General features: G+C 58.7%; 23 protein-coding genes. 8 read left to right on the top strand and 15 right to left on the bottom strand.

Annotated elements, in window-relative coordinates:
- Positions 1-45 precede the first annotated feature (45 nt).
- The 5 genes from tsf to AC6IY8_RS17050 form a co-directional block, all read right to left on the bottom strand.
- Entirely contained in the window at positions 46-699 is a 654-nt protein-coding gene (gene tsf, locus AC6IY8_RS17070; RefSeq protein WP_497775859.1) for a translation elongation factor Ts, read from the bottom strand.
- Positions 700-903: 204 nt separating this feature from the next.
- Positions 904-1773 carry a 30S ribosomal protein S2 gene (rpsB, locus tag AC6IY8_RS17065; protein ID WP_497775858.1) on the bottom strand — a complete coding sequence of 290 codons (870 nt, stop codon included), beginning with the start codon at positions 1771-1773 and terminating at the stop codon, positions 904-906.
- Positions 1774-2016: 243 nt separating this feature from the next.
- Positions 2017-2412 (bottom strand): 30S ribosomal protein S9, encoded by a 396-nt coding sequence (rpsI, locus tag AC6IY8_RS17060; protein ID WP_497775857.1) that lies wholly within the window; start codon positions 2410-2412, stop codon positions 2017-2019.
- A gap of 35 nt (positions 2413-2447) precedes the next feature.
- A complete protein-coding gene (rplM, locus tag AC6IY8_RS17055; RefSeq protein ID WP_497775854.1) occupies positions 2448-2879 on the bottom strand; it encodes a 50S ribosomal protein L13 in 432 nt (143 codons plus the stop codon).
- 416 nt (positions 2880-3295) lie between these two features.
- Positions 3296-3646 carry an STAS domain-containing protein gene (locus tag AC6IY8_RS17050; RefSeq protein ID WP_497775853.1) on the bottom strand — a complete coding sequence of 117 codons (351 nt, stop codon included), beginning with the start codon at positions 3644-3646 and terminating at the stop codon, positions 3296-3298.
- 400 nt (positions 3647-4046) lie between these two features.
- On the opposite strand from AC6IY8_RS17050, the gene AC6IY8_RS17045 reads away from it, so the two are divergent.
- Positions 4047-4631 (top strand): TMEM175 family protein, encoded by a 585-nt coding sequence (locus tag AC6IY8_RS17045; protein ID WP_497775852.1) that lies wholly within the window; start codon positions 4047-4049, stop codon positions 4629-4631.
- 179 nt (positions 4632-4810) lie between these two features.
- Here the strand turns inward: AC6IY8_RS17045 and AC6IY8_RS17040 are convergent, their stop codons facing one another.
- Positions 4811-5920, bottom strand: coding sequence for an ABC transporter permease (locus AC6IY8_RS17040; protein ID WP_497775850.1), 1110 nt, complete (start codon positions 5918-5920; stop codon positions 4811-4813).
- 25 nt (positions 5921-5945) lie between these two features.
- Between AC6IY8_RS17040 and AC6IY8_RS17035 the strand changes: the two genes are divergently transcribed.
- On the top strand, positions 5946-6200 hold the full coding sequence (locus AC6IY8_RS17035) for a hypothetical protein (RefSeq protein WP_497775848.1): 255 nt from the start codon (positions 5946-5948) through the stop codon (positions 6198-6200).
- 301 nt (positions 6201-6501) lie between these two features.
- Here AC6IY8_RS17035 and AC6IY8_RS17030 read toward each other — a convergent pair whose 3' ends face one another.
- The 6 genes from AC6IY8_RS17030 to coaD all read right to left on the bottom strand — a co-directional run bounded on the left by AC6IY8_RS17030 (position 6502) and on the right by coaD (position 12875).
- On the bottom strand, positions 6502-7965 hold the full coding sequence (locus tag AC6IY8_RS17030; protein ID WP_497775846.1) for a phosphoglucomutase/phosphomannomutase family protein: 1464 nt from the start codon (positions 7963-7965) through the stop codon (positions 6502-6504).
- A 46-nt stretch (positions 7966-8011) separates the two neighbouring features.
- Positions 8012-8392: a hypothetical protein gene (locus AC6IY8_RS17025; protein ID WP_497775845.1), complete on the bottom strand. Its 381-nt coding sequence runs from the start codon at positions 8390-8392 to the stop codon at positions 8012-8014.
- Positions 8393-8496: 104 nt separating this feature from the next.
- Complete coding sequence (locus AC6IY8_RS17020; protein ID WP_497775844.1) at positions 8497-9603, bottom strand: mannose-1-phosphate guanylyltransferase; 1107 nt, start codon at positions 9601-9603, stop codon at positions 8497-8499.
- A gap of 14 nt (positions 9604-9617) precedes the next feature.
- Positions 9618-10637 (bottom strand): type I phosphomannose isomerase catalytic subunit, encoded by a 1020-nt coding sequence (locus AC6IY8_RS17015; protein WP_497775842.1) that lies wholly within the window; start codon positions 10635-10637, stop codon positions 9618-9620.
- A gap of 480 nt (positions 10638-11117) precedes the next feature.
- Entirely contained in the window at positions 11118-12305 is a 1188-nt protein-coding gene (locus tag AC6IY8_RS17010; RefSeq protein WP_497775840.1) for a pyridoxal phosphate-dependent aminotransferase, read from the bottom strand.
- 66 nt (positions 12306-12371) lie between these two features.
- Positions 12372-12875, bottom strand: coding sequence for a pantetheine-phosphate adenylyltransferase (gene coaD, locus AC6IY8_RS17005; protein WP_497775839.1), 504 nt, complete (start codon positions 12873-12875; stop codon positions 12372-12374).
- A 460-nt stretch (positions 12876-13335) separates the two neighbouring features.
- Between coaD and AC6IY8_RS17000 the strand changes: the two genes are divergently transcribed.
- Positions 13336-14400 (top strand): AI-2E family transporter, encoded by a 1065-nt coding sequence (locus tag AC6IY8_RS17000; RefSeq protein WP_497775838.1) that lies wholly within the window; start codon positions 13336-13338, stop codon positions 14398-14400.
- 179 nt (positions 14401-14579) lie between these two features.
- A protein-coding gene (locus AC6IY8_RS16995; RefSeq protein WP_497775837.1) for an IS3 family transposase occupies positions 14580-15820 on the top strand; the annotation gives its coding sequence in 2 pieces (ribosomal slippage) (positions 14580-14838 and positions 14838-15820; 1242 coding nt in all).
- A 122-nt stretch (positions 15821-15942) separates the two neighbouring features.
- Here the strand turns inward: AC6IY8_RS16995 and recA are convergent.
- Positions 15943-17019: a recombinase RecA gene (recA, locus tag AC6IY8_RS16990; protein WP_497775835.1), complete on the bottom strand. Its 1077-nt coding sequence runs from the start codon at positions 17017-17019 to the stop codon at positions 15943-15945.
- 246 nt (positions 17020-17265) lie between these two features.
- On the bottom strand, positions 17266-18840 hold the full coding sequence (locus AC6IY8_RS16985; RefSeq protein ID WP_497775834.1) for an FAD-dependent thymidylate synthase: 1575 nt from the start codon (positions 18838-18840) through the stop codon (positions 17266-17268).
- Between the two features lie 350 nt (positions 18841-19190).
- Here AC6IY8_RS16985 and AC6IY8_RS16980 point away from each other — a divergent pair, with 350 nt between their 5' ends.
- Complete coding sequence (locus tag AC6IY8_RS16980; RefSeq protein WP_497775833.1) at positions 19191-20078, top strand: YqjF family protein; 888 nt, start codon at positions 19191-19193, stop codon at positions 20076-20078.
- A gap of 58 nt (positions 20079-20136) precedes the next feature.
- Here AC6IY8_RS16980 and AC6IY8_RS16975 read toward each other — a convergent pair whose 3' ends face one another.
- The gene (locus AC6IY8_RS16975; RefSeq protein WP_497775832.1) at positions 20137-20484 is read right to left on the bottom strand and encodes a hypothetical protein; all 348 of its coding nucleotides are present in this window, start codon (positions 20482-20484) and stop codon (positions 20137-20139) included.
- A gap of 300 nt (positions 20485-20784) precedes the next feature.
- Here AC6IY8_RS16975 and AC6IY8_RS16970 point away from each other — a divergent pair, with 300 nt between their 5' ends.
- From AC6IY8_RS16970 to AC6IY8_RS16960, 3 genes are read left to right on the top strand one after another with little or no spacing between them, the layout of a single operon-like run.
- Entirely contained in the window at positions 20785-22008 is a 1224-nt protein-coding gene (locus tag AC6IY8_RS16970) for a cation:proton antiporter (RefSeq protein ID WP_497775830.1), read from the top strand.
- Between the two features lie 50 nt (positions 22009-22058).
- Entirely contained in the window at positions 22059-22805 is a 747-nt protein-coding gene (fabG, locus tag AC6IY8_RS16965) for a 3-oxoacyl-[acyl-carrier-protein] reductase (RefSeq protein ID WP_497775828.1), read from the top strand.
- A 7-nt stretch (positions 22806-22812) separates the two neighbouring features.
- Positions 22813-23472: a DUF2238 domain-containing protein gene (locus AC6IY8_RS16960; RefSeq protein ID WP_497775826.1), complete on the top strand. Its 660-nt coding sequence runs from the start codon at positions 22813-22815 to the stop codon at positions 23470-23472.
- Positions 23473-23595 lie beyond the last annotated feature (123 nt).

Here is a 23595-nt window from a genome sequence, read left to right as displayed (position 1 = left end):
ATCGCTCCGTCCCATAGATTCACATATGTGAGTAGATGTCGCGAACTACTCAGCAGCTTTCTCTTCCGCCGCCTGCGGCTTGGTCACTGCAATTGTTTCGGTGGCTTCGCCAACCTTGAAGCGAGCGAAGCGGCGAACCGAGATGTTCTCGCCAAGCTTGCCGATAACGGTTGCAATCAACTGCGAGATCGTGACGCTCTGCTCCTTGATGAACGGCTGCTCGAGCAGGCAAACTTCTTCGTAGAACTTGCCCATCTTGCCGGCAACCATCTTTTCAGCAATGTTGGCGGGCTTGCCGCTGGCCATCGCCTGCGCCATGAAGATGTCCTTCTCGCGCTCGAGGTCGGCTGGCGTTACATCTTCCTTGCGGATGTAGCGCGGATCGACCGCGGCGATGTGCATCGCAATGTCGTGCACCAGGGTCTGGAACTCAGCGGTGCGAGCAACGAAATCGCTCTCGCAGTTCACTTCGAGCAGCACGCCGATCTTGCCGCCAGCGTGAATGTAGCTGGTCACCACGCCTTCGCTGGTGGTGCGAGTCGCCTTCTTTGCTGCTGTTGCCATGCCGCGCTTGCGCAGTACGACGATGGCTTGCTCCAGGTCGCCATTGGCCTCGGTGAGGGCTTTCTTGCAGTCCATCATGGGCGCGCCGGACTTTTCACGGAGCTCTTTAACCATTGTTGCGGTAATCTCTGCCATTGCAAAACCTTTCTTGATGAGTGCGGCCCGGGAGAGGCCAGGCTCCTGAACGTTATTTCCTGACTGAATTCTTCTTCTCACAAAACGACCCGCGCCGAAGTTTGCAGCGCGGGTCGCTTTCACGAGACTATCGCGAATGCCTTGGCACTGGCGTTCGGAGCGGCGACTTTTGCCAACCGAATGCCTGACCAGTAGGCTGCGGGCTTACCGCGATTCCACCTCTACGTCGCTCTCAGCAACTGCGGCCTCGACCTTGCGAACACCCTTGCCAAGAACATCTTCCATGTTGACGTCTTCCGTCGATGTAGCTTCGGTGCTGGCTGCTTCGCTGGGCTGAGCCTCTTCGCTCGCCGAGATTCCGGCCGCAATTTCAGAGCTCTGCTTGTCGGTTGCGGCCTGCGAACCTTCGACAACGGAGTCGGCAACCTTGGAGGCAAACAGGCGAATGGCGCGCAGCGCGTCATCGTTGCCCGGAATGACGTAATCGACTTCGGTCGGATCGCAGTTGGTGTCCACCACGGCGACAACCGGAATTCCAAGCTTGCGCGCTTCCTTCACCGCGATCTGCTCCTTGTTGGAGTCGATCACGAAGATCGCATCAGGAAGGCGATTAAGATTCTTGATGCCGGCGAGGTTGGCCTGAAGGTGCTTGCGCTCACGCTCGAGCTTTACAACTTCCTTCTTCGGCAGCAACTCGTAGCGGCCGTCGGTCGCCATTTCGTCCAGTTCTTTCAGGCGCTTCACCGACTTCTGAACGGTCACCCAGTTGGTGAGCAGTCCGCCCAACCAGCGCTGGTTGATGTAGAACATTCCGCAGCGCGTAGCCTCTTCGGCAATGGCTTCCTGTGCCTGGCGCTTGGTGCCCACGAACATGATCGTGCGGCCTTCGGCGGCGTTGTCCTGCACAAAGCGGGACGCTTCCTTGAACATCTTCAGCGTCTTCTGCAGGTCGATGATGTAAATTCCGTTGCGCTCGCCAAAGATGTATTCCTTCATCTTCGGATTCCAGCGCTTTGTCTGATGCCCGAAGTGAACACCAGCTTCGAGCAGCTCTTTCATGGTGATATTGGCCACTGTACCTCCTTGGATGGATTTGCATTGCCCGCTATACGCCTTGCGCAGACAATTCAATTCCCGTTGCCCGCCCCGGAATTAGCGGGAGCGGGAAGATTTTTTGGTTCCGTACACGACAACATGTCTCACGCCGCCGAAACCTGCAGCGCAGGGCAAAAACACTGAAGATCGCTAGCCACATCCGTTACAGCAAACGAGGAGCCCACATTCGCCGTTGCCGACGAATGTGGGAACACAACTCGATTAACGCTTGCTGAACTGGAAGCGCTTGCGGGCGCCCTTCTGGCCGTACTTCTTGCGCTCTTTCTGGCGCGCATCGCGCGTCATAAAGCCTTCGGCCTTCATCTTGGCACGCAGCTCAGGATTGAACTCCTGCAGCGCGCGGGCAACACCCATGCGGACCGCACCAGCCTGAGCCGTAACGCCACCACCGGAGCAGTTTGCAATCACGTCAAAGTTGGCGGCAGTCTCGGTAAGAATCAGTGCCTGACGAGCGATGATGCGCTGCACGTCGGTCACGAAATATTCCTCGAAGCCCTTGCCGTTGACCTTGATCACGCCAGTGCCGGGGCGGAGGAAGACGCGGGCTACGCTCGACTTGCGGCGGCCCGTTCCATAGTATTGAACCAGTTCAGCCATTCGTTGTCAATCCTTGCTTCTTATGAGCGACGCGGTTACACGACCGCAGCAATCGCCACAGGCTGCTGCGCCTGGTGCGGATGCTTATCGTCGCGATAAACCTTGAGTTTAGTGGCCATGGAGCGGCCCAGCTTGTTCTTCGGCAGCATGCCTTCAATGGCTTCCTGCACGACCAACTCGGGCTTGCGCACCATGCGCTTGGTGAATTCTTCTTCCCGCAATCCGCCAGGGAATCCGGTGTAGTGGCGATAAACCTTGGCATTAGCCTTCAGGCCGGTGAGCTTCACCTTGCTGGCGTTGATGACTACGACATGGTCGCCGGTATCGAGAAACGGCGTATAGCGGGGGTTGTCCTTGCCGCTAAGGATGCGCGCGACGCGCGAAGCCAGGCGTCCGAGGGTCTGCCCATCGGCATCCACGACGTACCACTTGCGCGCAATCTCCCCCTTGGGGAAATAGGTTGACATTTCCAAACTCTCCCAGATGTAAAAACCGACTAACGAGAAGACCGTCCCAGTCTCACTCTGCCTGAATACGACAGGCACCACTACGCCCCTCAGCCGATTTCTCGATGAGGAGTTGAAGACCCAAGACTTTAGTCTGGGAACTTCTGCACGTTCGTGCGGGGCAAAACCGTCAGCAGAACCGCTTGCAGATTCGAGGCTCGTGGAGCCGGTGAAATCTGCGGCGACGGAATACCGTCAGGCGGGCAACCGCAGGACGACCGAAAGACTATACGGTAGCGCATGCCAGAGTTCAGTGTCAACGCCGACAGGCGCAGGCAGCCGACGGCGTTCTCACGCCTTCAGCCCCATTCCCGATCTCTCGCAGTATAGCACAACAGAATAGGACGGCCCGCGAACATGCGATATCAGCCGCATCTTTACAGGTGTTCGCCGTACCCTTCAAAAACACTGAGCAGCTTGGAGAGGCGCAGCAACTCCTGCACGCGCGCGCTCAGATTGATGAGCTTGAGTTGCTTGCCGGATCGCTTGGCGGAGACGAAGAGGCCGACGAGAGCACCGAGGCCGGAGCTATCCATATAGGAAACATCGGTGAGATCGAGCACGATTTGACGCGGTTGCGGCGAGGCAATGGCATCGCGGACTTTGGACTGCATGGCGGGCACGGTGTCGTTCACGATGCGGCCATGGCAGCGCATGGTGATGGTGTCGCCTGAGGTTTCGGATTCGATGTTCAGGGTCGGAAGCGGAATTACGGGGTCAGCGGCCATCAAGGGGTCTCCTGCTGCTCGGAATCGCGAATCGCAGTCGGAGAGTGTAGCCCGAATACAGGGCTGCTCATGGATTTTTTGCGGAGCTCTGGAGGAGACAAAAAGGTGAATAGCGTTGTTCGGGGATTGATCCAGTCGTAAACAGGATAGCTGGGAGTGAAAGGAGTGCAGAAGTCGCAAACAGGGAGCGCGTAGGGGTGAGGGGTCAATCAATGGTGATGAGGGGGGTCGCGAACTGAGACGCGCCGAATCGGGAAATCCACAGAAGAATATTCCGAAGGGTGAGGGGATACCGGGTTGCGAAAGAGGACTGTTGCGCTCCTGGGGTTCTCTGAATCGAATGATTGAGCCTGGCTTTTCGTGAAGCTTTCAAACGGAGTTATTCAAGCGGGGAGGCGAGATGAACAAGGGTCGGCTGGAGGCGTTCAGCGATGGAGTGATCGCAATCATCATCACAATCATGGTCCTGGAGATGAAGGTTCCTCATGGACAGGATTTGCACGCGCTGGTTCCGCTGCTGCCGGTCTTTTGCAGCTATGTACTGAGCTTCCTCTACGTTGGGATTTACTGGAATAACCACCATCACATGCTGCACGCGACAGGTCCGGTGAAAGGCGCAATGCTGTGGGCGAATCTGCATCTGCTGTTCTGGCTGTCGCTGTTCCCTTTTGCGACGGGATGGATGGGAGAGAACGCAAGAGCAGCAGCGCCGTGTGCGCTGTATGGAGTAGTGCTGCTGATGGCGGCGGTGGCGTACTGGATTTTGCAGCAGCTCATCATCGCTTCTCAGGGTCCGGGTTCGGTACTGAAGCGAGCAGTGGGCAGCGATTGGAAAGGCAAGGTTTCGCCGACACTGTACCTGCTGGCGATCATCGTGAGCGCGCGGTCAACGTGGGTGGCGCAATTGATTTACGTCGTGGTGGCGCTGATGTGGCTGGTGCCGGATCGAAGAATTGAGCATGTGTTGCAGGGGAAGGAGGCGTGAAGTGCCAATTCCACGAACGGGAGGGCGGTGGTGAGGGTAGAGATCCTTCGGCTTCGCCTCAGGATGACACCGTATAGGCAAAGGCAAGAACAAGGTCAAAGACCCCACTCAACGAAAAGAGCGTTGAGTGGGGCACCGATTCATACATCCGTCAACGGAGACGGATGTGGGGAAACAAGCTACTCGTAGGCGAGGGCTTCGATGGGATCTTTCTGCGCGGCTTTGAGGGCCGGGTAGAGAGCTCCAAGGAGCGCGCCGATGATGGCGATGATGGCGGCGCGAAGCACCCAGTGGTTGTCCCACATGACTTTGTTCAGCGGGAACTTGTAATTGATGGCCACGGAACCGAGGGCGGTGAGAAGCAGTCCAAGCAGCACTCCGAAGATGGCGAGGACGAGCGACTCACGGAGAACGGCGTTGACGATGTAGAGGCGCGTGGCACCGAGCGATTTGAGAATGCCGATTTCGCGCGTGCGCTCCATGACAGCCGTGTACATCGACTGGAAGATGACGATGAAGCCGATGATGATGGAGATGCCGATCACGACATTGATGAATGAGCCGAGGCCGGGCATGTTGGAGACCGTCATGAGCGAGGTGTATTCGGCAAGCGAGCGGGCGACGTATTGATCCATGCCGGGAACCTGCTTGATTTCTGCTACGACGGCGTCGGCGTTGTCGGGCGTGTCGGCCTTGACGTAGAACATGCTGGCTTTGCCTTCGGAACCGAGCAGGTCCTGAAGCGTCTTCATGGGAACGTATCGGCGCGCGCCCTTGCCGTGCTCGACGATGCCGGAGATGCGGAAGTCGGTATTGAGCATCTCGTAGTGATCGCCGACCTTGGTGTGATTCTGCTCGGCAAAGAGGTCATCGACGATCATGTCATTGGGGCCTTGGAAAGGGCCTCCGGCAAGATAGTGGAAGGGGTGTCCCATCTTGTCGAAGTTGTTCAGCGAGTTGGGATCGAGATCGATTCCGGCGATGACCTCGACACGCTTCGACGTCACAAGGTGGGTCACGATGGGCGCGACGGCGGTGACGTGCGGAACGGTGCGGAGTTTGTCGGCAACTTTAATGGATACTGGTGCACCCGTGATTCCGGAAAGGAAGCTGGAACCGGGAGGCGAGACCATAACGTCGAAGCCGATTCCCTTTTGGCGGTCGGCGTTGTCGTTGAGCATGCTCATGCAGAGTCCCACGATGAGCAGGATCAGCGTGACCTCGATCGCAATGGCAAAGACACTGATCAGGGTGCGCAGAGGACGGTGCACCAGGTTGGAGAAAACCATCTTATTCACTCTTTGAGGATAACAAATGGAAGAGGTTTCGCGAGGTGGGCGAGGTTTCGCGAGGTTTCGCGAGGAGGAGAGTATGCGCCGTGGGAAGAAGATGAGCAGGGTTGCGGCGGGAGCGGTGGCACTGGGAGCGACCGCAGTAGGGGCGTTCGCTGTCGGAGCTCTCGCGGTGGGAGCGGTGGCGGTGGGAAAGCTTGCCGTGGGTAGAGCGAAGGTGAAGAGGTTGGAGATCGAGGAGTTGGTGGTGGGGAGGTTGGTGGTGAGGGAGAAGTGAGGAGCCTTCGCTGCGCGAAGGATGAGGGCAAGGGCAACCCCGAGGTCCTTCGCTGCGCTCAGGATGACACCCTTAAAGGCAGAGGCAAGCGCAAAAACAAAACCACGATCAACGACAAACCAAGATCAACGACAAAGACAAGAACAACTGCAAAGGCAAAAACAATCTATGAAGGCGCTTCGCGCGTCTTTGTTAGATCCCACATACGCTTGCCAAAAGAGGCAAGCGTATGTGGGGCACCCGCGGTGCTTGGTGCTTCGCTAGCGTACACGGAGTGCTCGCCCGCGGTGCTTGGTTCGCATTAGGCGTTGGTGGCGCGCTCGTGCACGAACTCGAGGGTGGCAGCGAGGATTTCGTCAACCAGCTCGGGAGTGGGAGCTTCGCTGTAAACGCGCAGCAGAGGTTCGGTGCCGGAGCCGCGAACGAGGACCCAGGCTTCGGCAGGTTCAACTCCGGGGGCCTGTTTCACGGATGAAGCGCTGAGGGCGGCCGCAGGAATGTCAAAGAAGAATTTGAAGCCGTCGAGGTCTTCCATGTGTTCGACACGGAACTTTCCAATGGTGGCGGGGCGGGCGGCGGCACGGCGAAGGGCGGACTGCTTGATCTCTTCGGTGAGGTGCAGGTCGCGGCGTCCGTAGTAGTGGCGTCCGTATTTCTGCTGGAGATCTTCGACGAGCTGGCCGAGGGACTTGCCTTCTTCGGCCATGACGTTGGCGAGAAGGAGAGCGTTGAGGGTGCCGTCGCGCTCGGGCAGGAAGCTGGGGATGCCGATGCCTCCGGATTCTTCGCCGCCGATGAGGACCTGCTTGCCCTTGAGGACGATGTCGGCAACGTATTTGAAGCCGATGCCATGCTCGATGAGTTCGCGATTGTAGGCGTGGGCGATGCGGTCGAGCATCTTGGTGGTGTTGAAGGCGCGGGTGATGGCTCCGGGCCACTGCTTGCGCTTGAGAAGCCACTCGAGGAGGACGGCGTAGCACTTGTGCGCATCGACGAGGGCACCGTCTTCGGAAACGGCTCCGATGCGGTCGGCATCACCGTCGGTGGCGAGTCCGGCGTCGCAGTGATTGGCTACGACCGCTTCCTGAAGGCCGCGCAGGTGCGGCAGGATGGGCTCGGGGTTCATGCCGGGGAATAGCGGATTGATGTCGCCGTGGATCTGGATGTGAGGGACGCCGAGTTCGGTGAAGATGTCGGAGATGATGCCGCGTCCGGCGCCGTACATGACATCGACGGCGAACTTCTGCTTGGCCTGCGCGATGAGCTTGAGATCAACGAAGGCTTTGACGGCGGCGATGTAGTCGGTCTTGAAATCGGCTTCGGTGACGGAGCCACCGGGGCCCTCGACATGCGGTGCGTCGAGGAAAGACTCGATTTTCTTGATGATGTCGGGAGAAGCCGAGCCGCCGTAACTGGCCTTAAACTTTACGCCGTTCCAATTCCACGGATTGTGGCTGGAGGTGATCATGACGCCGCCGGCGGAGCCGAGCTTTTTGACCATGTAGCTGAGGGCAGGCGTGGGCGTGATTTCGCGGGCGAGCTTGACCTGGATGCCGCTGGAGGCGATGGCTTCGGCGGTGATTTCGGCGAAGCGGCGCGAACCAAAGCGGGTGTCATAGGCGACGAGGATGCCCTTGGACGGGTCTTCGTATTTATGGACGTAGTTGGCGATGGCGTGGGCGGCACGACGGACGTTTTCGAAGGTGAAGTCGTCGGCGATTACTCCGCGCCAACCGTCGGTGCCGAACTTGATTTGCTGAGTCATGGGAATGAGTCCTTTGATGCGTTGTTGCTTAAACCCAGGTTAGTGCCTAAAGATGGGCGCGAGTCTGGGGCAACCGACTGGTTGCGGAGAGTGCGCGGTGAAAATTCGTGGCCGAAAAGCCTTTCGGGCAGCGGTGAATATTTGGACTGCGCTGGGATCCTTCGCTGCGCTCAGGATGACAGCTAAGAATAAGAGCAAAAGCAAGAGCAAGGGCAGGAACAAGGGCAACCCCGAGGTCCTTCGCTGCGCTCAGGATGACACCTAAAACAAAAACAAAAACAAAAACAAAAACAAAAACAAAAACAAAAACAAGAGCAAGAGCAAGAGCAAGAGCAAGAGCAAGAACAAAAGCAAGAACAAGAGGAAAAGCAAGAACAAGAGCAAGAACAACAGCCCCACTCAACGAAATGAGCGTTGAGTGGGCCACTCTGCTTTTAATGTCGCAGCCACACTGTGTGAGGAAGCGGTCCCAGAGTTGGAAATGCGCCAACTCTGGGCCACCCTCGAACAAACTTTTCAAATAGCAGAAAGCTATACGAGCTTCGACCGCTTCTGCTGGTCGAGATATTTTACGATCTTGCCGACATCCTGCGAGCGCTTGATGGTCGTGATCAAGAGGGCGTCTCCGGAATCGACAACCACTAAGCCCTCGACACCGACGGCGGCGATGAATTTGCCAGGGGCGTGGAGGTAGTTGTCGTGGGCGTCGAGAGTGAAGTGCTCGGCGGCGGCGATGACGTTGTCCTTGTGCTTGCCTTGCGCGATGCGGTGCTCGAAATGCGCGGCCCAGGAGCCAAGATCGTTCCAACCCCAGTCGGCAGGGATGCAGAAGATGTTGGACTCGCGCTCGGCGGAACGGGGCTCGAGGATTCCGTAGTCGACGCTTTTGTCTTCGCACTTGGGGTAGAGCTTGCGCAGAGTTTCGTCGAACTTGCGGGTGCCCCAGGTGGCAGCGATTTTCTCAAGTATGGCGGCGGTGGCGGGCAGGTACTGGCGAAGCGCGTTGACCAGGGTGCGCGCGGACCAGAGGAACATGCCGCTGTTCCAATAGAAGTTTCCGGCGGCGAGGAACTGTTCGGCGGTGGCGCGGTCGGGCTTTTCGCGGAAGCGGGTGACGTGGGTGACGGCGCCTTTGTAGGCCGCTCCGGCCTCGATGTAGCCGTAGCCGGTTTCGGGACGCGTGGGCTTGACGCCCATGACGATGATGTTTTCAGAAGCCGCGGCAAGGGCGATGCCGGTCTGGAGATCGCGGCGGAACTGCTTTTCCTTGGCGATGACCTGATCGGACGGAAACAGGCCAAGGACGGCGTCGGGATTGCGGCGATGAAGAATGAAGGCGGCTAGTCCGATGGCGGGGGCGGTGTTGCGTCCGGTGGGCTCGGCAACGATTTGCTTCTTGGACAGCGAGCGGAGCTGGCGCGCAATGTTGTCGCGAAGGTCGCCGTTGGTGATGATCCAGAAGTTTTCGGCAGGCGCCATGGGAAGCAGGCGAGCCACGGTTTCCTGAATCATGGACTGCTCGGAGTTGAGCGGCAGAAGCTGCTTTGCAAAAGCCTTGCGGCTGAGAGGCCAGAAGCGCGTGCCGCGTCCTCCGGCCAGAATGATGGGGTAAAACTCAGGCTTGCGAGTCTTCGCCAAGATAATCCCTCTGACTAAATATGCGTGATTGCACTTCCAGTATGCAGATTTGTGAGGGGCTGTGCCAGCTTTTCCGATGGCAGGCGCATGCGGAGAATCTCAGCCGACCACTGCGGACGGATGGTGTATTCGCGAATGGACGCGGGGATGACGACGGTTTCGCCACGCATGAAGGGGACGGTCTGCGCATCGGCACACTCGACGACGGCTCCGCCCTCGACGGAGACGAGGACCTCGACGGAGGTCTGGCCGGGATCGGAGTGGAGCGTGAGGGGGCGGTCGATTTTGTGTTTCTCGACGACGAAGCAGGGTGAGGCCACAAGGAGGTCGTGTCCGTCGCGGCCGCTGAATCCGGGGATGGGCTGCGGAGGAACGAGTCCGGCGTGGGTCTTCTCTTCAATGGCGGAGAGGCCCTGCTCGAGATGGAGTTCGCGGGGACGTCCGTAATCGTAGAGGCGATAGGTGAGGTCGCAGTTCTGCTGGGTTTCGAGGAAAATGGCGTTGGGGCCGATGGCGTGCACGGTTCCGGCATCGACGTAAACCATGTCTCCGGCGTGAACGTCGAGCCAGTTGAGCATGTGTTCGGCCTGGCGCTCCTCGATGGCGCGGCGGAACATATCGCGATTGATGCCGGGGCGGAGGCCGAGTCCGACTTTTGCGCCTTCGATGGAACGGGCGACATACCAGCACTCGGTCTTGCCGCAAGGATGGCCGCTCTGCTGGGCGCGAGCGTCATCGGGATGAACCTGGACACTGAGCTTTTGACGCGGAAACAAGAACTTGACGAGGAGCGGGAATCGAGCGGGTTCGGGTGAGGCGTTGCCAGTGAATTCGGCTGCGAACTGGGAAGACAGATCGCGCAAGGATTGTCCTGCGAGCGGGCCGTTGGCTACCTTGCAATCTTCACCCGTGAGCCAGACTTCGCCGATGGGCTCGCCTTCGACTGGACGGGTGAAATAGGGGCGCAAATCGCGGGTTCCCCAGACTCGTTCGTGAAACTCCGGAAGAATAAGAAGCGGATACAGTGACGGCATGATCGTGTTTGCTTAGACCGGGCGCGAAAAACAATCGCGCACATTCGGTTGGATGAGCTTTGGCGGGGGTGAAGATGCCGTTTGCCGCATCCCGAAAGACGGGATTCAACAAAGGGGAATTAAGAATTGCGGCAAGCAACCCCGAGGTCCTTCGCTGTGCTCAGGATGACACTTCGGAGGGGACAAGAGCAACGGAAAAGCAAGAGGGCGGGGAAAGAGTAGAACAACAGCAAGAACAACAGCAACAGCCCCACTCAACGAAAAGAGCGTTGAATGGGGCACCCGTAAGCAACAGCAAGAGCAACGGCAAAAGCAAAGGCCCCACTCAACGATGAATGGGGCACCTTGACTATTGATGACTGCAAGCGACAATGCGTTTCTGTTGGAGGAAGCAGGCCCAGAGTTGGAAAAACGCCAACTCTGGGCCACCGATTACTCTCGCACCGATTTGGAGGCCAACTCTGGGCCACCGACAACCGATTAGAGCGAGGCGAAGAAGGTCTTTACGCGTTCGAGGCCACGGTCAATCTCCTTGGCGGAAGTGGCGTAGGAGAAACGGATGTGTCCTGGCAAGCCGAATGCCTCACCGGGGACGCCAACGACGTGTCCTTCGCGCAGCAGGCGCGAAGTGAGTTCGGTGGTGGTGATGCCAGCGCGCGTGGCGATTTCAGAAACATCCGGGAAGGCGTAGAACGCGCCCTCAGGCATATTGCACTTGACGCCGGGGATGGCGCGGAGTCCGGTGACGATGCGCTCGCGAAGCTGGATATATTCGGCGCGCATGTCGGCCACGCACTGCTGAGAGGCGGTCAGGGCGGCGAGTCCGGCCTTCTGCACGATGGAGGTCGGGTTGGACGTGGACTGGCTCTGGAGTTTCTGAAGCTGGTTGATGACGGGCTTGGGAGCCAGGGCGTAGCCGAGACGCCATCCGGTCATGGAGTAGGTCTTGGACAACGAGCCCATGAGCAGGAGCGAGTCCTTGTATTCCTTGAGCGAGCCGAGAGAGAACGGGTGGCCGGTGTAGTCGAGATAGACGTAGCACTCGTCGCTCATGACATAAATGCCGCGCGAGGCTGCGAGCTTGACGATGGCGGCCAGATCCTCGGGCGAAACGACGGCGCCGGAAGGATTGTTGGGCGAGTTGAGCAGGATGATGCGGGTGCGCGGCGTGATGGCCTTCTCGACCATGGCGGCGGTGAGCCGGAAGTCTTCGGAAGCGACGGTCGGAACGAAAACGCACTTGCCTCCGCAGTACTCGACCATGTCCTTGAAGGAAACCCAGTACGGCACGGGGATGATGACTTCATCGCCGTGATCGACGAGGACCTGGAAGGTGTTGAACAGCGCATTCTTGCCGCCGGTGGTGACGATGGTTTCGTCCCACGCGTAGGCGGAGCCGAAGTCCTGCTGATGGCGTGAGGCGATGGCTGCGCGAAGATCCTTGATGCCGGCGACCGCGGTGTACTTGGTGAAGTTGTTCTGGATGGCCTCGATGGCCGCGAGCTTGATGTGCTCAGGGGTGGCGAAGTGAGGTTCGCCGGCACCGAAGTCAACAAGATCCACACCCTGCGCGCGTAGAGTGGTCGCGTCGTTGTTGATGGCCATGGTGGCCGAGATTTCGATGCGGCCAATGCGTGCCGTAAATGCGGTAGCTGCGGTAGTGGACACTAAGAATTCCTTTCGCGTTACGGATTTGGATTGCGCTTCGGGCGTGTTCTCCGGAGCAGCGGAAAGTTACTTGGACGCCTGCACGGGAGGCTTGTAGCGCTCGCGCAAGCGCGCCTCCACGGAGGGAGGAACAAGGCCTGCGAGCGTGCCGCCCAGCGAGGCAATTTCGCGTACCAGCCGCGAGCTCAGGTAGGAGTAAGCCTCGGCGGGCATCATGAACACTGTCTCCAGAGTGGGATCGAGTTTGCGATTCATCCAAGCCATCTGGAGTTCGTACTCGTAGTCGCTGACGGCGCGAATGCCACGGAGAACCGCCTGGGCATCGCGCTGACGTGCGTAATCGACGAGCAGACCTTCGAACGATTCGATGCGGACATTTGAGAGACTCCCGGTGCACTCGCGCAACATTTCCAGGCGCTCATCAATGGTGAAGAGTGGAGACTTTTCGGAGTTCCGCAAAAGGGCTACTACGAGTTCGTCGAAAATCTTTGCTCCACGCTGGATCAGGTCGAGGTGGCCGTTGGTCGGTGGGTCGAACGATCCAGGGTAGATGGCAATGACTCGCTTCAATGTGCCTCGGGGCAGCGCCAAAAATATGCTCTGATTTTATGCCGCAGGAGAGAGAGGAGGCAACTGGGGGCCTCGCTTTCGTTTGCTCCGGGGGATCCCGGGAGAGGGGTGGTGCGGTAGCGGTCCTTCGCTGCGCTCAGGATGACAGCGAAAGAGCGAAGGTCAAAGGCAAGAGCAAATGCAAGAGCAAGAGCAAAGGCAAGAGCAAGACACCCACCTCTGCCAAAAGAAGGCAGAGGTAGGGCACCAAAGGTGGAGATTTGAAATTCGGGTATCGAAGGTGGAGATTTGAAAAGTTTGGGCACCAGAGGTTGAGATTAGAAAAGGTGGGGAGCGAGGCGTAGCCGCTGGGAATGAGGAAAAGCGCATCAGAACGGAGACAGGTCGTCGCGGCGGCGCGTGCAATGCAGAGTTTGGCCCATGGCTCTACAATTGGGCGACTTACAGGGCCAAACAATTTATGAGCTTTTTCGACAAACATACTCTACGGATTCTGTTCACGGTGCTGGCAATGGTTGCGCTGCTGGGGTTGACGTGGATGGCGCGCAAGCCGGTGCTGGCCTTCCTATTTGCCATGCTGTTTGCCTATCTGCTGGAGCCGCTGATCGCGCTGGTGCAGCGCTGGACACGGCGCGGGCGAGGCGTGGCAATCGCGATAACCTATGTCGCGATTTTTGCGGCACTGACGATTGTGGGCGTGGTCGTTGGTCCACGGGTAATGGAGGAAGGACGGCACCTGACGGCAGCGGCACCGGATCTCTACACTAAAGTCGCCAACGGCAGTATCGCTTTCCAGGTGGGAAGGGCGCGGGGCTGGAGCCAGGAGACACAGGCACGGGCTCAAGAGCTGATTGTGGGGCATCGCGAAGATGTGCTTTCGGCAATCAGCGCGCAAAGCAAGAAAGTGACGGAAGTGGCGGGGAATGCGCTGTGGATCGTACTGATTCCGATTCTGGCGATCTTCTTTCTGAAGGACAAAAGCGAGTTTGGAAGGAATATCGAGGGGCTGGTGGAAGATCCGCGAAGTAGGGAGATACTGCGCGACATTCTGAGCAGCCTGGATGACATGCTTTCGCATTTTGTGAGGGCGCAGTTGTACCTCGCCGCGATTTCGGGCGTGGTCTATATGACGGTGCTGACGATCATGAGGGTGCCGTATTCGTGGGCGCTGGGTGCGTTGGGCGGGTTGCTGGAGTTCATTCCATTCGTGGGGCCGCTGGTGGCAGGGGCGCTGATTCTGGCGGTGAGCTTTGGGCTGAACTATGGGCATTTGCTGGCGGTGCTGGCTTTTCTGCTGGTGTGGCGCGGATTGCAGGACTACCTGATCTCACCAAGGGTGCTGGGAGGAAGGGTCGAAGTGCATCCGTTGGCGGCGATTTTTGGCGTGCTGGCAGGAGGCGAGATTGCAGGGGTGGCAGGAGTCTACTTTGCGGTGCCGATCATGGCAGCGGCGAGGATTTTGTGGCAGAGCTACCGGAGGCATCGGGCAGGGGTGGTGGTAGAGACGGAGCACGAGGTGGTGTAGGTGGTGGTAGGTGACCTGGGGCGGAGGAGCAGATGCCAACGTCGGCTGGGGTCCTTCGTTGCGCTCAGGATGACACCCTTAAAAACAAAGAAAACCAAAAGCAGAAGCAAGAATGATCTTGCCCCTGCCAAACGTACCCCATGCTGAGCGATCATCCAATCGCAGTAGGGAGAGCGGAGATGGGGAAGGGGAGACGGGCGCGGTACACGCTGGAGTACAAGCAGGAGGCGGTGCGACTGGTTGAGTCTGGCCAGAGTATCGCTTCGGCGGCGCGAAGTCTGGGTCTGATTGAGCAAACACTGTCCAACTGGGTAAAAGCGCACCGGGAGGGCAAACTCAAGGGCGCCGACCATGGCAAGGCGGTCAGCGCCGAGCAGATGGAGATTAGCCGTCTGCGGGCCGAACTGGCGCGGGTCAAGATGGAGCGCGACATCCTGGAAAAAGCGACGGCGTACTTCGCGAAAGGCCAGAAATGAAATACGCCTTCATCCAACGCCACCGGCGTGTCTGGCCGATCCGTGTGCAGTGCCGGGTACTGCGGGTGAGCGTGGCCGGCTACCATGAACACTTTGCCCGTCGACGCAACGCTCTCCGCCACCTGAGCGACGAAGCACTGCTGGTGCACATCCGCGCGGTGTATGCCGAGCATCGCGGAGCCTACGGGTGGCCGCGCATCTGGCGGCAACTGCGCGAGCAGGGCGTGCGCGTCGGCAAACAGCGGATCCAACGACTGATGCAGCAGCACGGCATTCGAGCCCGCGGCAAACGGCGCTTCCGAGTGATGACTACGAACAGCCGGCACAACCTGCCGATTGCGCCGAACCTTCTGGATCGTAACTTCGCGGCCGCCGCTCCGAACAAAGTCTGGGTTGGAGACATCACCTACATTCCAACCGACGAAGGATGGCTGTACCTGGCGGTGGTGATCGACCTGTTCAGCCGCCGTGTTGTGGGTTGGTCTCTGCGCGATCATATGCGGAGCGAACTGGTGATCGACGCTCTCGAAATGGCTTGGTTCGAGCGCTGTCCGGGCAAACACAGCGGGCTGATCTTTCATAGCGATCGGGGCTGCCAGTATGCCAGCGATGAGTTCAGTCAGCGACTGAAAGAGCATGGAATCCAAGCGTCCATGAGTCGCAAGGGCAACTGCTGGGACAACGCCGTGAGCGAAACCCTGTTTGCCTCGCTCAAAGTAGAGCGGCTGCACGGCAAACGCTTCGCCACCCATCGCCAAGCGAAAGATGAAATCCTGAACTGGCTACGGTGGTATAACCAAACCCGGTTGCACTCAGCTCTGAACTACCTCAGCCCGATTCAGTTCGAACAAACACGAACCAAAGCAGGCTATGGAAAAGCAGGAAAGCAAAAAACGCTTTCCAACTTTCCCACAGCCACGACGACTACGGGGTACGCATTCTGAGGGCAAGGTCAGAACAGAGGCAAAAGCAAAGGCAAAACAAGAGCAAAGGCAAGAGGCGAAGGCTAGGCAAGAGCGAAAGAAAGGGACGGATTTGATCCGTCCCTTTTTGGTTGAGGATATGGTTACTTTTTGGGCATGGCGGCCTTGGCGGCAGCGACTTCCTTGGGGGCGGCGGGTTGGGGGTCGGCCGGAGCTTCGGAGGCGGCGCGGTCGAGGCCGAGAGCTTTGCGCACGGCTTGCTCGATCTTGGCGGCGACGTCCTTGTTCTCTTTGAGGAAGTTCTTGGCGTTCTCGCGGCCCTGGCCGATGCGTTCGCCATCGAAGCTGTACCAGGCTCCGGATTTCTCGACGATGTTGCGATCGACCGCGAGGTCGAGCATGTCGCCTTCACGGCTGATGCCTTCGCCGTACATGATGTCGAACTCGGCTTCGCGGAAGGGCGCGGCGGTCTTGTTCTTGACGATCTTGACCTTGGTGCGTGAGCCGACGACCTGGTCTCCGTCCTTGATGGCGGCGATGCGGCGGATGTCGATGCGAACCGAGGAATAGAACTTGAGGGCGCGTCCGCCGGTGGTGGTTTCGGGATTACCGAACATGACACCGATCTTTTCGCGGATCTGGTTGATGAAGATGAGGCAGGTGCGCGACTTCGAAACCGTGCCGGTGAGTTTGCGGAGAGCCTGAGACATGAGGCGCGCCTGCAGGCCGACGTGGCTGTCGCCCATTTCGCCGTCGAGTTCGGCCTTGGGGACAAGGGCAGCGACGGAGTCAACGACCAGAACATCGATGGCGCCGGAACGGACAAGGGCCTCGGTGATTTCGAGGGCCTGCTCGCCGTAGTCGGGCTGCGAGACGAGGAGATTATCGACATCGACGCCGAGTTTCTTGGCATAAGCGGGGTCGAGAGCGTGTTCGGCATCGACAAAGGCCGCCATGCCGCCAGCTTTCTGGGCTTCGGCGATGATCTGGAGGGTGATGGTGGTTTTGCCCGAAGACTCAGGGCCAAAGACCTCAACGACGCGGCCACGGGGAACTCCGCCGACGCCGAGAGCGGAGTCGAAGGAGATGGAACCGGTGGAGATCACCGACATGGGAGTGATGGGGCCCTTGTTTCCCAGGCGCATGATGGAGCCCTTGCCAAACTGCTTTTCAATCTGAGAGAGCGCAAGATCAATTGCGCGGGACCGATCGTCGGCCATGAAGCACTCCTTGCCAAAGCGCCTGGCGGGCGCGTGGCTGAAAAATTGTGGGTGCGGAAGCTACCGCCCGGAGCCACCTTTGCTCGAATCACGATGCGGATTGCGCATTGCATTTGCAATCATCACGGCAGAAATGGCGGCTGAGGGTGAGAATAGCACGGGCGAAGGCCAAGGGGAATGAAAGGTGAAAGGTTGGGCAAAATATGCCCGGAAATATTGCTGCTATTTCCGGGCATATTGCGAGCCTTATCTTTGCAGCAGATCGATGGGCTGGTGGATGTCGGTCACGCGGAAGTAGCGGGCGAGCGAAGGGTGGCGCTCGGCGACCTTTTCGTACATCTCATAGGCAACTTTGCGGTAGCTCCAGTGGCCGCCCGGGCCGGTGCGGAGCTCGCTGATGTAGACGACCTCGGCAAAATCCATTTTGAACAGAGTGCGCTTGCGGTAGGCGAGCGGGACGAGGTAGTGCGTGGGCTGGGTGGCTTCGCCGCGAGCGAAAAGCGAGGCTGCGAGTTGGGCTCCGGCGGAGGCGACGCGCTGCATGGCCGAGGAGTAGAGCGCGGAGTGGCCGGCATCCTGAATCTCGCGAGGGGTCTCGAAGCCGTGGGCAAAGCCGTAAGGCTGGTGAATCTGCACGCAGCGGCGATGGCGATGGAGGTCGCGGTAGGCGCCGATATCCATGAGGATGTCGAAGCGGAATTTCTGCCCGGCGCTGTAGGGGCGGAGGATTTCGTCGTGAGCCCCGCGATGGCGCAGGCCCAGGTCGATGATTTCATCGCGGCGGGCGGCGGAGAGGGCGGAAACGGCTTCGCGAAGCTGGCGGTATGAGTAGTCGGAGTGTTCGTAGAGAAGCGTGGTGGCCAGCTCGATTTCGAGCGGATCGTCGTCGAGCAGATCGACCTCGGGAGCGGGAGAGATGGGCGCTCCGTGCATCAGCTCGGCGGCGGCGTGGGCGAGCTCGGTGCGGGTGGAGAGTTCGTAGCCGCAGGGTTGGGCGTACTTGACGAGCGTGGGGCAGACCCTTGTTTCGCGCAGGAGTTCGACACGAAGCTGCTCGGCGAGGGCCGGATCTTTGGCAGCGACCTGATCGACGAGGGCGCGGCGCTTTTCGGTATTGACGTCCCAGGCGGAGCCGCGGGCGGCCTGCTTCATGCGATCGGCGAGGGTGCGGACCTCTTCGTACTCGCTGCCGAGAAGGCGCGAGACCTGGGTTTCGAGTGTGCGGGCGTTGACGATTTGTCCGAGTGAGGTATTCGTAGCGAGCGGAAGCAGGTAGCGCGAAATGTCGAAGGCTCGGGCACGCAGGGTGCGATCGTAGGATTCCTGCGGCAGGTCGGCGGGCTTGGGGGTTTTTGACTTGAGGTACTCGAAGTTGAGTTCGCTGAACTTGCGGTATTCGGAGAAGAGGAACTCGATGGTGTCTTCGTAGAGGCGAGTGTCGGCGGGGTCGGCGAAGCGCGGGGTGTAGTGGCCGCTCTTCTTGAAATCCTGATAGCGGGTGGAGCGCTCCTGTCCGTCCCAGCGGGTTTCATCGACGACAAGCGTCGCGGCGAGGATGGAGAGGCGCTCGATGGCCATGGCGATGTGAGCAAGGTCGGCAATGGAGCGATGACCGTACTGGAAATAGAAGGTTCCGAGGAACTTCTCCGCTTTCTCGTCGTTGAGCTCGGTGAGGGACTGCTTGATGGAAAGCGAGGAGCGCGAGTACTTGGCCATGGCGTAGGCCTGGACTTCCGGGGCAGCGCCGTGAATGCAGTACACCTGCGTTTCGGCAGAAGAGGGCTGGGCAGCGGAAGGAGTAGCGGAGGCCGGTTCGGTCATGGGTTCGATTGTGCAGCAAAGGGAGGGCAAGGACAAGAGCGGGTTGGTGGTAGGTGACCTGGAGCGGCAGTGGAGATTGGGAGGGCGGCTGGGGTCCTTCGGCTTCGCCTCAGGATGACACCTTAAGAACAACAGCAAGAGCAAAGGCAAAGGCAAGAGCAAAGGCAAAAGCAAGAGCAAAGGCAAAGGCAAGAGCGAAGGCAAAGGCAAGAGCAAAAGCAAAACACCCACCTCTGCCAAAGGAAGGCAGAGGTGGGGCACCGTGCACCCGTAAGGAGAGGACGCCTGTTCACCTGTGATCGGTAGATGTTTTCCATTTTGATCGAGAACGCAAAAGCACGAGTTTTAGGATGTGTGCCCTAAAGTGCGGATATGATGAACTCTCGCGGGGAGCTATCCCTGGGCAATGGGGAGTGATGGTGGAACCGGAAGTAGAGACACGATTTATTACGGCGGGAAGTTTGCTGTATGAGATTGAGCATCGGCCGTGGATGCCTCCGGATGCGCCGTGGCTGCTGTCGCAGAACTGGAACGATCTGTTGCTGGCGCACTTCCCTGCCGATCCTGCGATGGTGCGGGAGATGGTGCCGCATGAGTTGACGCTCGATCTGTATGACGGGGTGGCGTGGGTTTCGCTGGCGGCGTTCTCGACGAGCCATGTGCGGCCGAGCGGGATTCCTCCGCTGCCGGGGTTATCGTTTTTTCCGCAGGTGACGCTGCGCACGTATGTGACATTGCAGGGGAAGCCGGGCCTGTACTACTTCAGCGTGGATGCAGCAAACCTGTCGGCGGTGTGGATGGCGCGAATGTTCTTCAGGCTGCCATATTGGCATGCATCGATGAATGTGAGCGGAGCAACGGTGGAGGCGAGAAAAGCGGCGGGCGGTGAAATTCGATTCCACTCGCGGCGTCTGCATGGTCCACAGCCGCAGGAAGGCCGGGCTGAACTCGACGTGCGATATTGTCCCGAAGGTGAAGCGAAGCGGGCGGCGCGAGGAAGTCTGGATGAATTTCTTACCGAGCGTTACTGCGTGTATTCGTGGAACAGGCGAAAGATGTATCGCATCGAGGTGCACCATCAACCGTGGATGATGCAGCAAGCCAGCATTGCGGTGGGTGCTAATACGATCGCGGTCGCAGCGGGACTGAATGTTGAAACGACACCGGAGTTATGCCACTTTTCGCGTTCGTTGAAGACGCTGGTTTGGGCGCCGGAGAGAATTCAACTGGGACGCTAAAAAGATCACGCAGACATAATCGTCCCGCATGAGTCCGGCACATTCACAAGAACAACAACTACAAGTGGCGTCCGTCGGTGCGCGAGGGAAACAGAAGGTAAGAGGCCGAGACGGAGAGCAGGATCATCCAAGCGAGGGTGCCTCGTTCGGCATCGTTATCGACACGCACGGAGTGTAGCGGGGAGAACAGAAGCTGCGAAAAGATGATGGCAGCGAGCAAGGAGCCGACTACACTCACCATGGCACCGAAACGGCTGGCGAGTAGCACCAGAACGGCGGTGAACACGAACGGAACAATCATTTTCCATGGAGTGCGAGAGAAGACTAAGGCGAGAGCGATGGCGCAGACGGCGCTGACAGCTATGCCTAAGGTGGATTGCAAAGTGTACAAGAATCTTGTCTTCATGGTCGTATGCAAGGGGGAGGATGATTTATCGGACGTCGCTAACATTGCATGAATCCAGAGCAGAGTGTTAAGGAATTCGAGAGTAGAAGCACACGAAAGAATATGCCAGAATGCGCCACTCGGGATTCCAGAGTAGATCATCCCTGAAGCGGCAATTCACACCGATAGAGCAGCACAGCTTTGGCCCATAAACGTACTGCAGCCTTCGATTTTGCTCGCTGGATAGCCTTCAATTACCGCACAATAAATAACGTAAGCCTTCCGCGCCGGAAGCGCATGCGCCGCACCCTGGACTGACAGATGCCTCATGGGACCGACTCACTTCTGCTGCAGCTTTTCACGATCTTCGTTTGGGCGAAGGTTTTTGGTGAGCTGTTTGAACGACTTCACCTGCCCGCAGTGCTGGGTGAGATTCTGGCGGGAGTAGTTCTTGGGCCCTACGCGACGCGCTTCGTAATTCCGGGAGACACAATCAATTCGATCGCCGAAGTGGGAGCAGTGTTCCTGCTGTTCACGGTTGGGCTGGAGACCTCGCCTCGAGACCTGATCCGCGTGGGAAGGCTAAGCCTGAGAGTGGCAGTGGCGGGAATTGTGCTGCCATTTGCGATGGGATTCTTCTTCCTGAAGATGAATCACGAACCAACGCACGAAGCAGTGTTTGTAGCGGCGGCGATGGTGGCGACGAGCGTGGGAATCACGGCTCGCGTGCTGCGCGACATGAACGTGCATAAGTCGCGCGGAGCACAAGTGATTCTGGGAGCCGCGGTCTTCGATGACATCCTGGGAATGCTGTTGCTGGGCGTGCTGGTAAGCACGGTGAGCACGGGCGGAATTCAGTATTTGCATCTTGGGTTGGTGACGGTGGAGGCCGTGGGCTTTGCGCTGTTCATGATCTATGTGGCTCCGCAGGTGGTGGACCGGCTGCGGCCGGGCATTCAGCAGATGCAGACGCAGGATGCTCCGCTGGTGCTGGCACTGGCGCTGTGTCTTGGTCTCTCGGTGGCAGCAACGCGGATCGGTATGGCGGCGATTATCGGCGCGTTCTTTGCGGGCCTAGCGTTCGCTGATTACTCTCCGCGATGGAACCTGGAGCCACGGTCGCAGGCGATCAATCAATTCCTCTCTCCTTTCTTCTTCTTCACGATGGGATCACGGCTGGACCTGTCGGTGTTTTCGCGTTCAGTGGTGGTGTTGGCCTTTGCGATATCGGGGCTGGCAGTGGTCTCGAAAATCGTTGGCTGCGGGCTGCCGATGTATCGCGAAGGATGGCGAAGCATGTTGCAGGTGGGAGTGGGCATGACGCCGCGCGGAGAAGTTGCGCTGATCGTGGCACTCATCGGTCTGCAGATGAACATGATTTCGCAGCGTGCCTATGCAATCGTGATCGTGATGACGGCAGTGACAACCGTACTGCCAGTTCCCTTCCTGCGAACACTCTTTGCACCGGACAACAAAGGGCGCGGCGGCGGCGTGGCGAGCGGCGAAGAAGCAGCAGAAGTGCAGATCTCCGGTCAACTCGGGTAGGCTGGTCAGCTATAATCCGCTAAGTTCCAATTGCATATCTGAGGTGATCTATGGAGTCCTTGCAGGGACACGTGGCGCTCGTCACCGGAGCGTCGCAGGGAATTGGGCGCGCCTGCGCCGTGACACTCGCCAAAGCCGGAGCAACTGTCGCACTGGCAGCTCGCAATGAAGACAAGCTGAAGGAAGTACAAGCGCAGATTGAAGGCGCGGGCGGGAAGGCTGCGGCATTCAAACTGGACGTGGCTTCGGGCGACGCGATCAAGGCGGCGGTGAAAGAGATCACCGGACAGCTTGGGAAAATCGACATCCTGGTAAACAACGCTGGAATCACGCGCGATGGGCTGCTGATGCGGATGAAGCGCCCGGACTGGGACGACGTGCTGGCCACGAATCTGAGTGCGCCGTTTCTGCTGATACAGGCTGTGATCGGCGGAATGCTGAAACAGCACTGGGGACGCATTATCAACATCACCTCGATTGTGGGCGAGATGGGCGCGCCGGGACAGGCAAACTACGCTTCATCGAAGGCAGGGCTGATCGGACTGACGATGTCGGTGGCGCGCGAAGTGGCTTCGCGAAACATCACGGTGAATGCGGTGGCTCCGGGATATATTGCGACGGCGATGACGGAGGCTCTAACCGATGAGCAGAAGGCTGGCATTGCGGCGCAGATTCCGCTGGGACGCCAGGGCACGGATATGGATGTGGCGAACGCAGTGGCGTTCCTGGCAAGCGAAGAAGCGGGCTACATTACAGGTCACGTGCTGGATGTGAATGGCGGTATGCTGATGCGCTGAGGGCATCATGAGCGAGAACGGAAACGGTTGGCGGTATGAGTTGGGGCTGTGCGTTGTGTTTGCGGTGGCGCTGATTGCGTCGGCAATTCATACGTATGATCCGTTCACGTGGTTTCTGGAAGTTCTGCCTGCTTTGATCGGAGTGGCCGTGCTCGCGGCCACCCGTTTTCGTTTTCGGTTTACTCCGCTGGTTTACACGCTGATCCTGATTCACTCGATCATTCTGATGGTGGGTGGACATTACACGTATGCACGCGTGCCTTTGGGTGAGTGGGTGAGCCAGGCGTTTCATCTGGGACGAAATCACTACGACAGGCTGGGACACTTTGCGCAAGGGTTTGTGCCGGCGATGATTGCGCGCGAGGTGTTTATCAGGCGTGGAATCGTGAAGCGAGGGTGGGCGGCGGTTCTGGCCATCGCCGTGTGTATGTGCATCAGCGCGTGCTATGAACTGTTTGAGTATGTGACGGCAGTCGCGACAGGCACGGCGGCGGATGCGTTCCTGGGTGGGCAGGGAGATCCGTGGGACACGCAGAATGACATGCTGATGTGTCTGGTGGGGAGTTCGGTGGCGATGCTTGTGATGCGAGGGTGGCAGGATCGGGCGATGGCAGGGATGGAAGTGCGCTCGGATGGTGTGTTGGAAGAGCAAGGTGCTAGGCGGTAGGGGTCCTTCGCTGCGCTCAGGATGACAACGTAAATCAACGTCAAAAACAGAGCAAAGGCAAGAGCAAGAACGAAGCAAAGGCAACAGCAAGAACAAAGGCAAGGGCAAGAGCAACCCCGAGGT

This window comes from Koromonas soli, assembly GCF_059726265.1.
This window is presented reverse-complemented; position numbering and strand designations above follow the sequence as displayed.

What these genes read in the sequence shown, in the direction of transcription:
- AC6IY8_RS17015 (WP_497775842.1), bottom strand. Translation starts at nt 10,637, where the DNA reads ATGCCGTCACTGTATCCGCTTCTTATTCTTCCGGAGTTTCACGAACGA.
- AC6IY8_RS16970 (WP_497775830.1), top strand. Translation starts at nt 20,785, where the DNA reads ATGCCTCATGGGACCGACTCACTTCTGCTGCAGCTTTTCACGATCTTC.
- recA (WP_497775835.1), bottom strand. Translation starts at nt 17,019, where the DNA reads ATGGCCGACGATCGGTCCCGCGCAATTGATCTTGCGCTCTCTCAGATT.
- AC6IY8_RS17045 (WP_497775852.1), top strand. Translation starts at nt 4,047, where the DNA reads ATGAACAAGGGTCGGCTGGAGGCGTTCAGCGATGGAGTGATCGCAATC.
- AC6IY8_RS17040 (WP_497775850.1), bottom strand. Translation starts at nt 5,920, where the DNA reads ATGGTTTTCTCCAACCTGGTGCACCGTCCTCTGCGCACCCTGATCAGT.
- AC6IY8_RS16985 (WP_497775834.1), bottom strand. Translation starts at nt 18,840, where the DNA reads ATGACCGAACCGGCCTCCGCTACTCCTTCCGCTGCCCAGCCCTCTTCT.
- AC6IY8_RS17035 (WP_497775848.1), top strand. Translation starts at nt 5,946, where the DNA reads ATGGAAGAGGTTTCGCGAGGTGGGCGAGGTTTCGCGAGGTTTCGCGAG.
- tsf (WP_497775859.1), bottom strand. Translation starts at nt 699, where the DNA reads ATGGCAGAGATTACCGCAACAATGGTTAAAGAGCTCCGTGAAAAGTCC.
- AC6IY8_RS17050 (WP_497775853.1), bottom strand. Translation starts at nt 3,646, where the DNA reads ATGGCCGCTGACCCCGTAATTCCGCTTCCGACCCTGAACATCGAATCC.
- rplM (WP_497775854.1), bottom strand. Translation starts at nt 2,879, where the DNA reads ATGTCAACCTATTTCCCCAAGGGGGAGATTGCGCGCAAGTGGTACGTC.
- AC6IY8_RS16980 (WP_497775833.1), top strand. Translation starts at nt 19,191, where the DNA reads ATGTGTGCCCTAAAGTGCGGATATGATGAACTCTCGCGGGGAGCTATC.
- fabG (WP_497775828.1), top strand. Translation starts at nt 22,059, where the DNA reads ATGGAGTCCTTGCAGGGACACGTGGCGCTCGTCACCGGAGCGTCGCAG.
- rpsI (WP_497775857.1), bottom strand. Translation starts at nt 2,412, where the DNA reads ATGGCTGAACTGGTTCAATACTATGGAACGGGCCGCCGCAAGTCGAGC.
- AC6IY8_RS17030 (WP_497775846.1), bottom strand. Translation starts at nt 7,965, where the DNA reads ATGACTCAGCAAATCAAGTTCGGCACCGACGGTTGGCGCGGAGTAATC.
- AC6IY8_RS17000 (WP_497775838.1), top strand. Translation starts at nt 13,336, where the DNA reads ATGAGCTTTTTCGACAAACATACTCTACGGATTCTGTTCACGGTGCTG.
- AC6IY8_RS16975 (WP_497775832.1), bottom strand. Translation starts at nt 20,484, where the DNA reads ATGAAGACAAGATTCTTGTACACTTTGCAATCCACCTTAGGCATAGCT.
- AC6IY8_RS16960 (WP_497775826.1), top strand. Translation starts at nt 22,813, where the DNA reads ATGAGCGAGAACGGAAACGGTTGGCGGTATGAGTTGGGGCTGTGCGTT.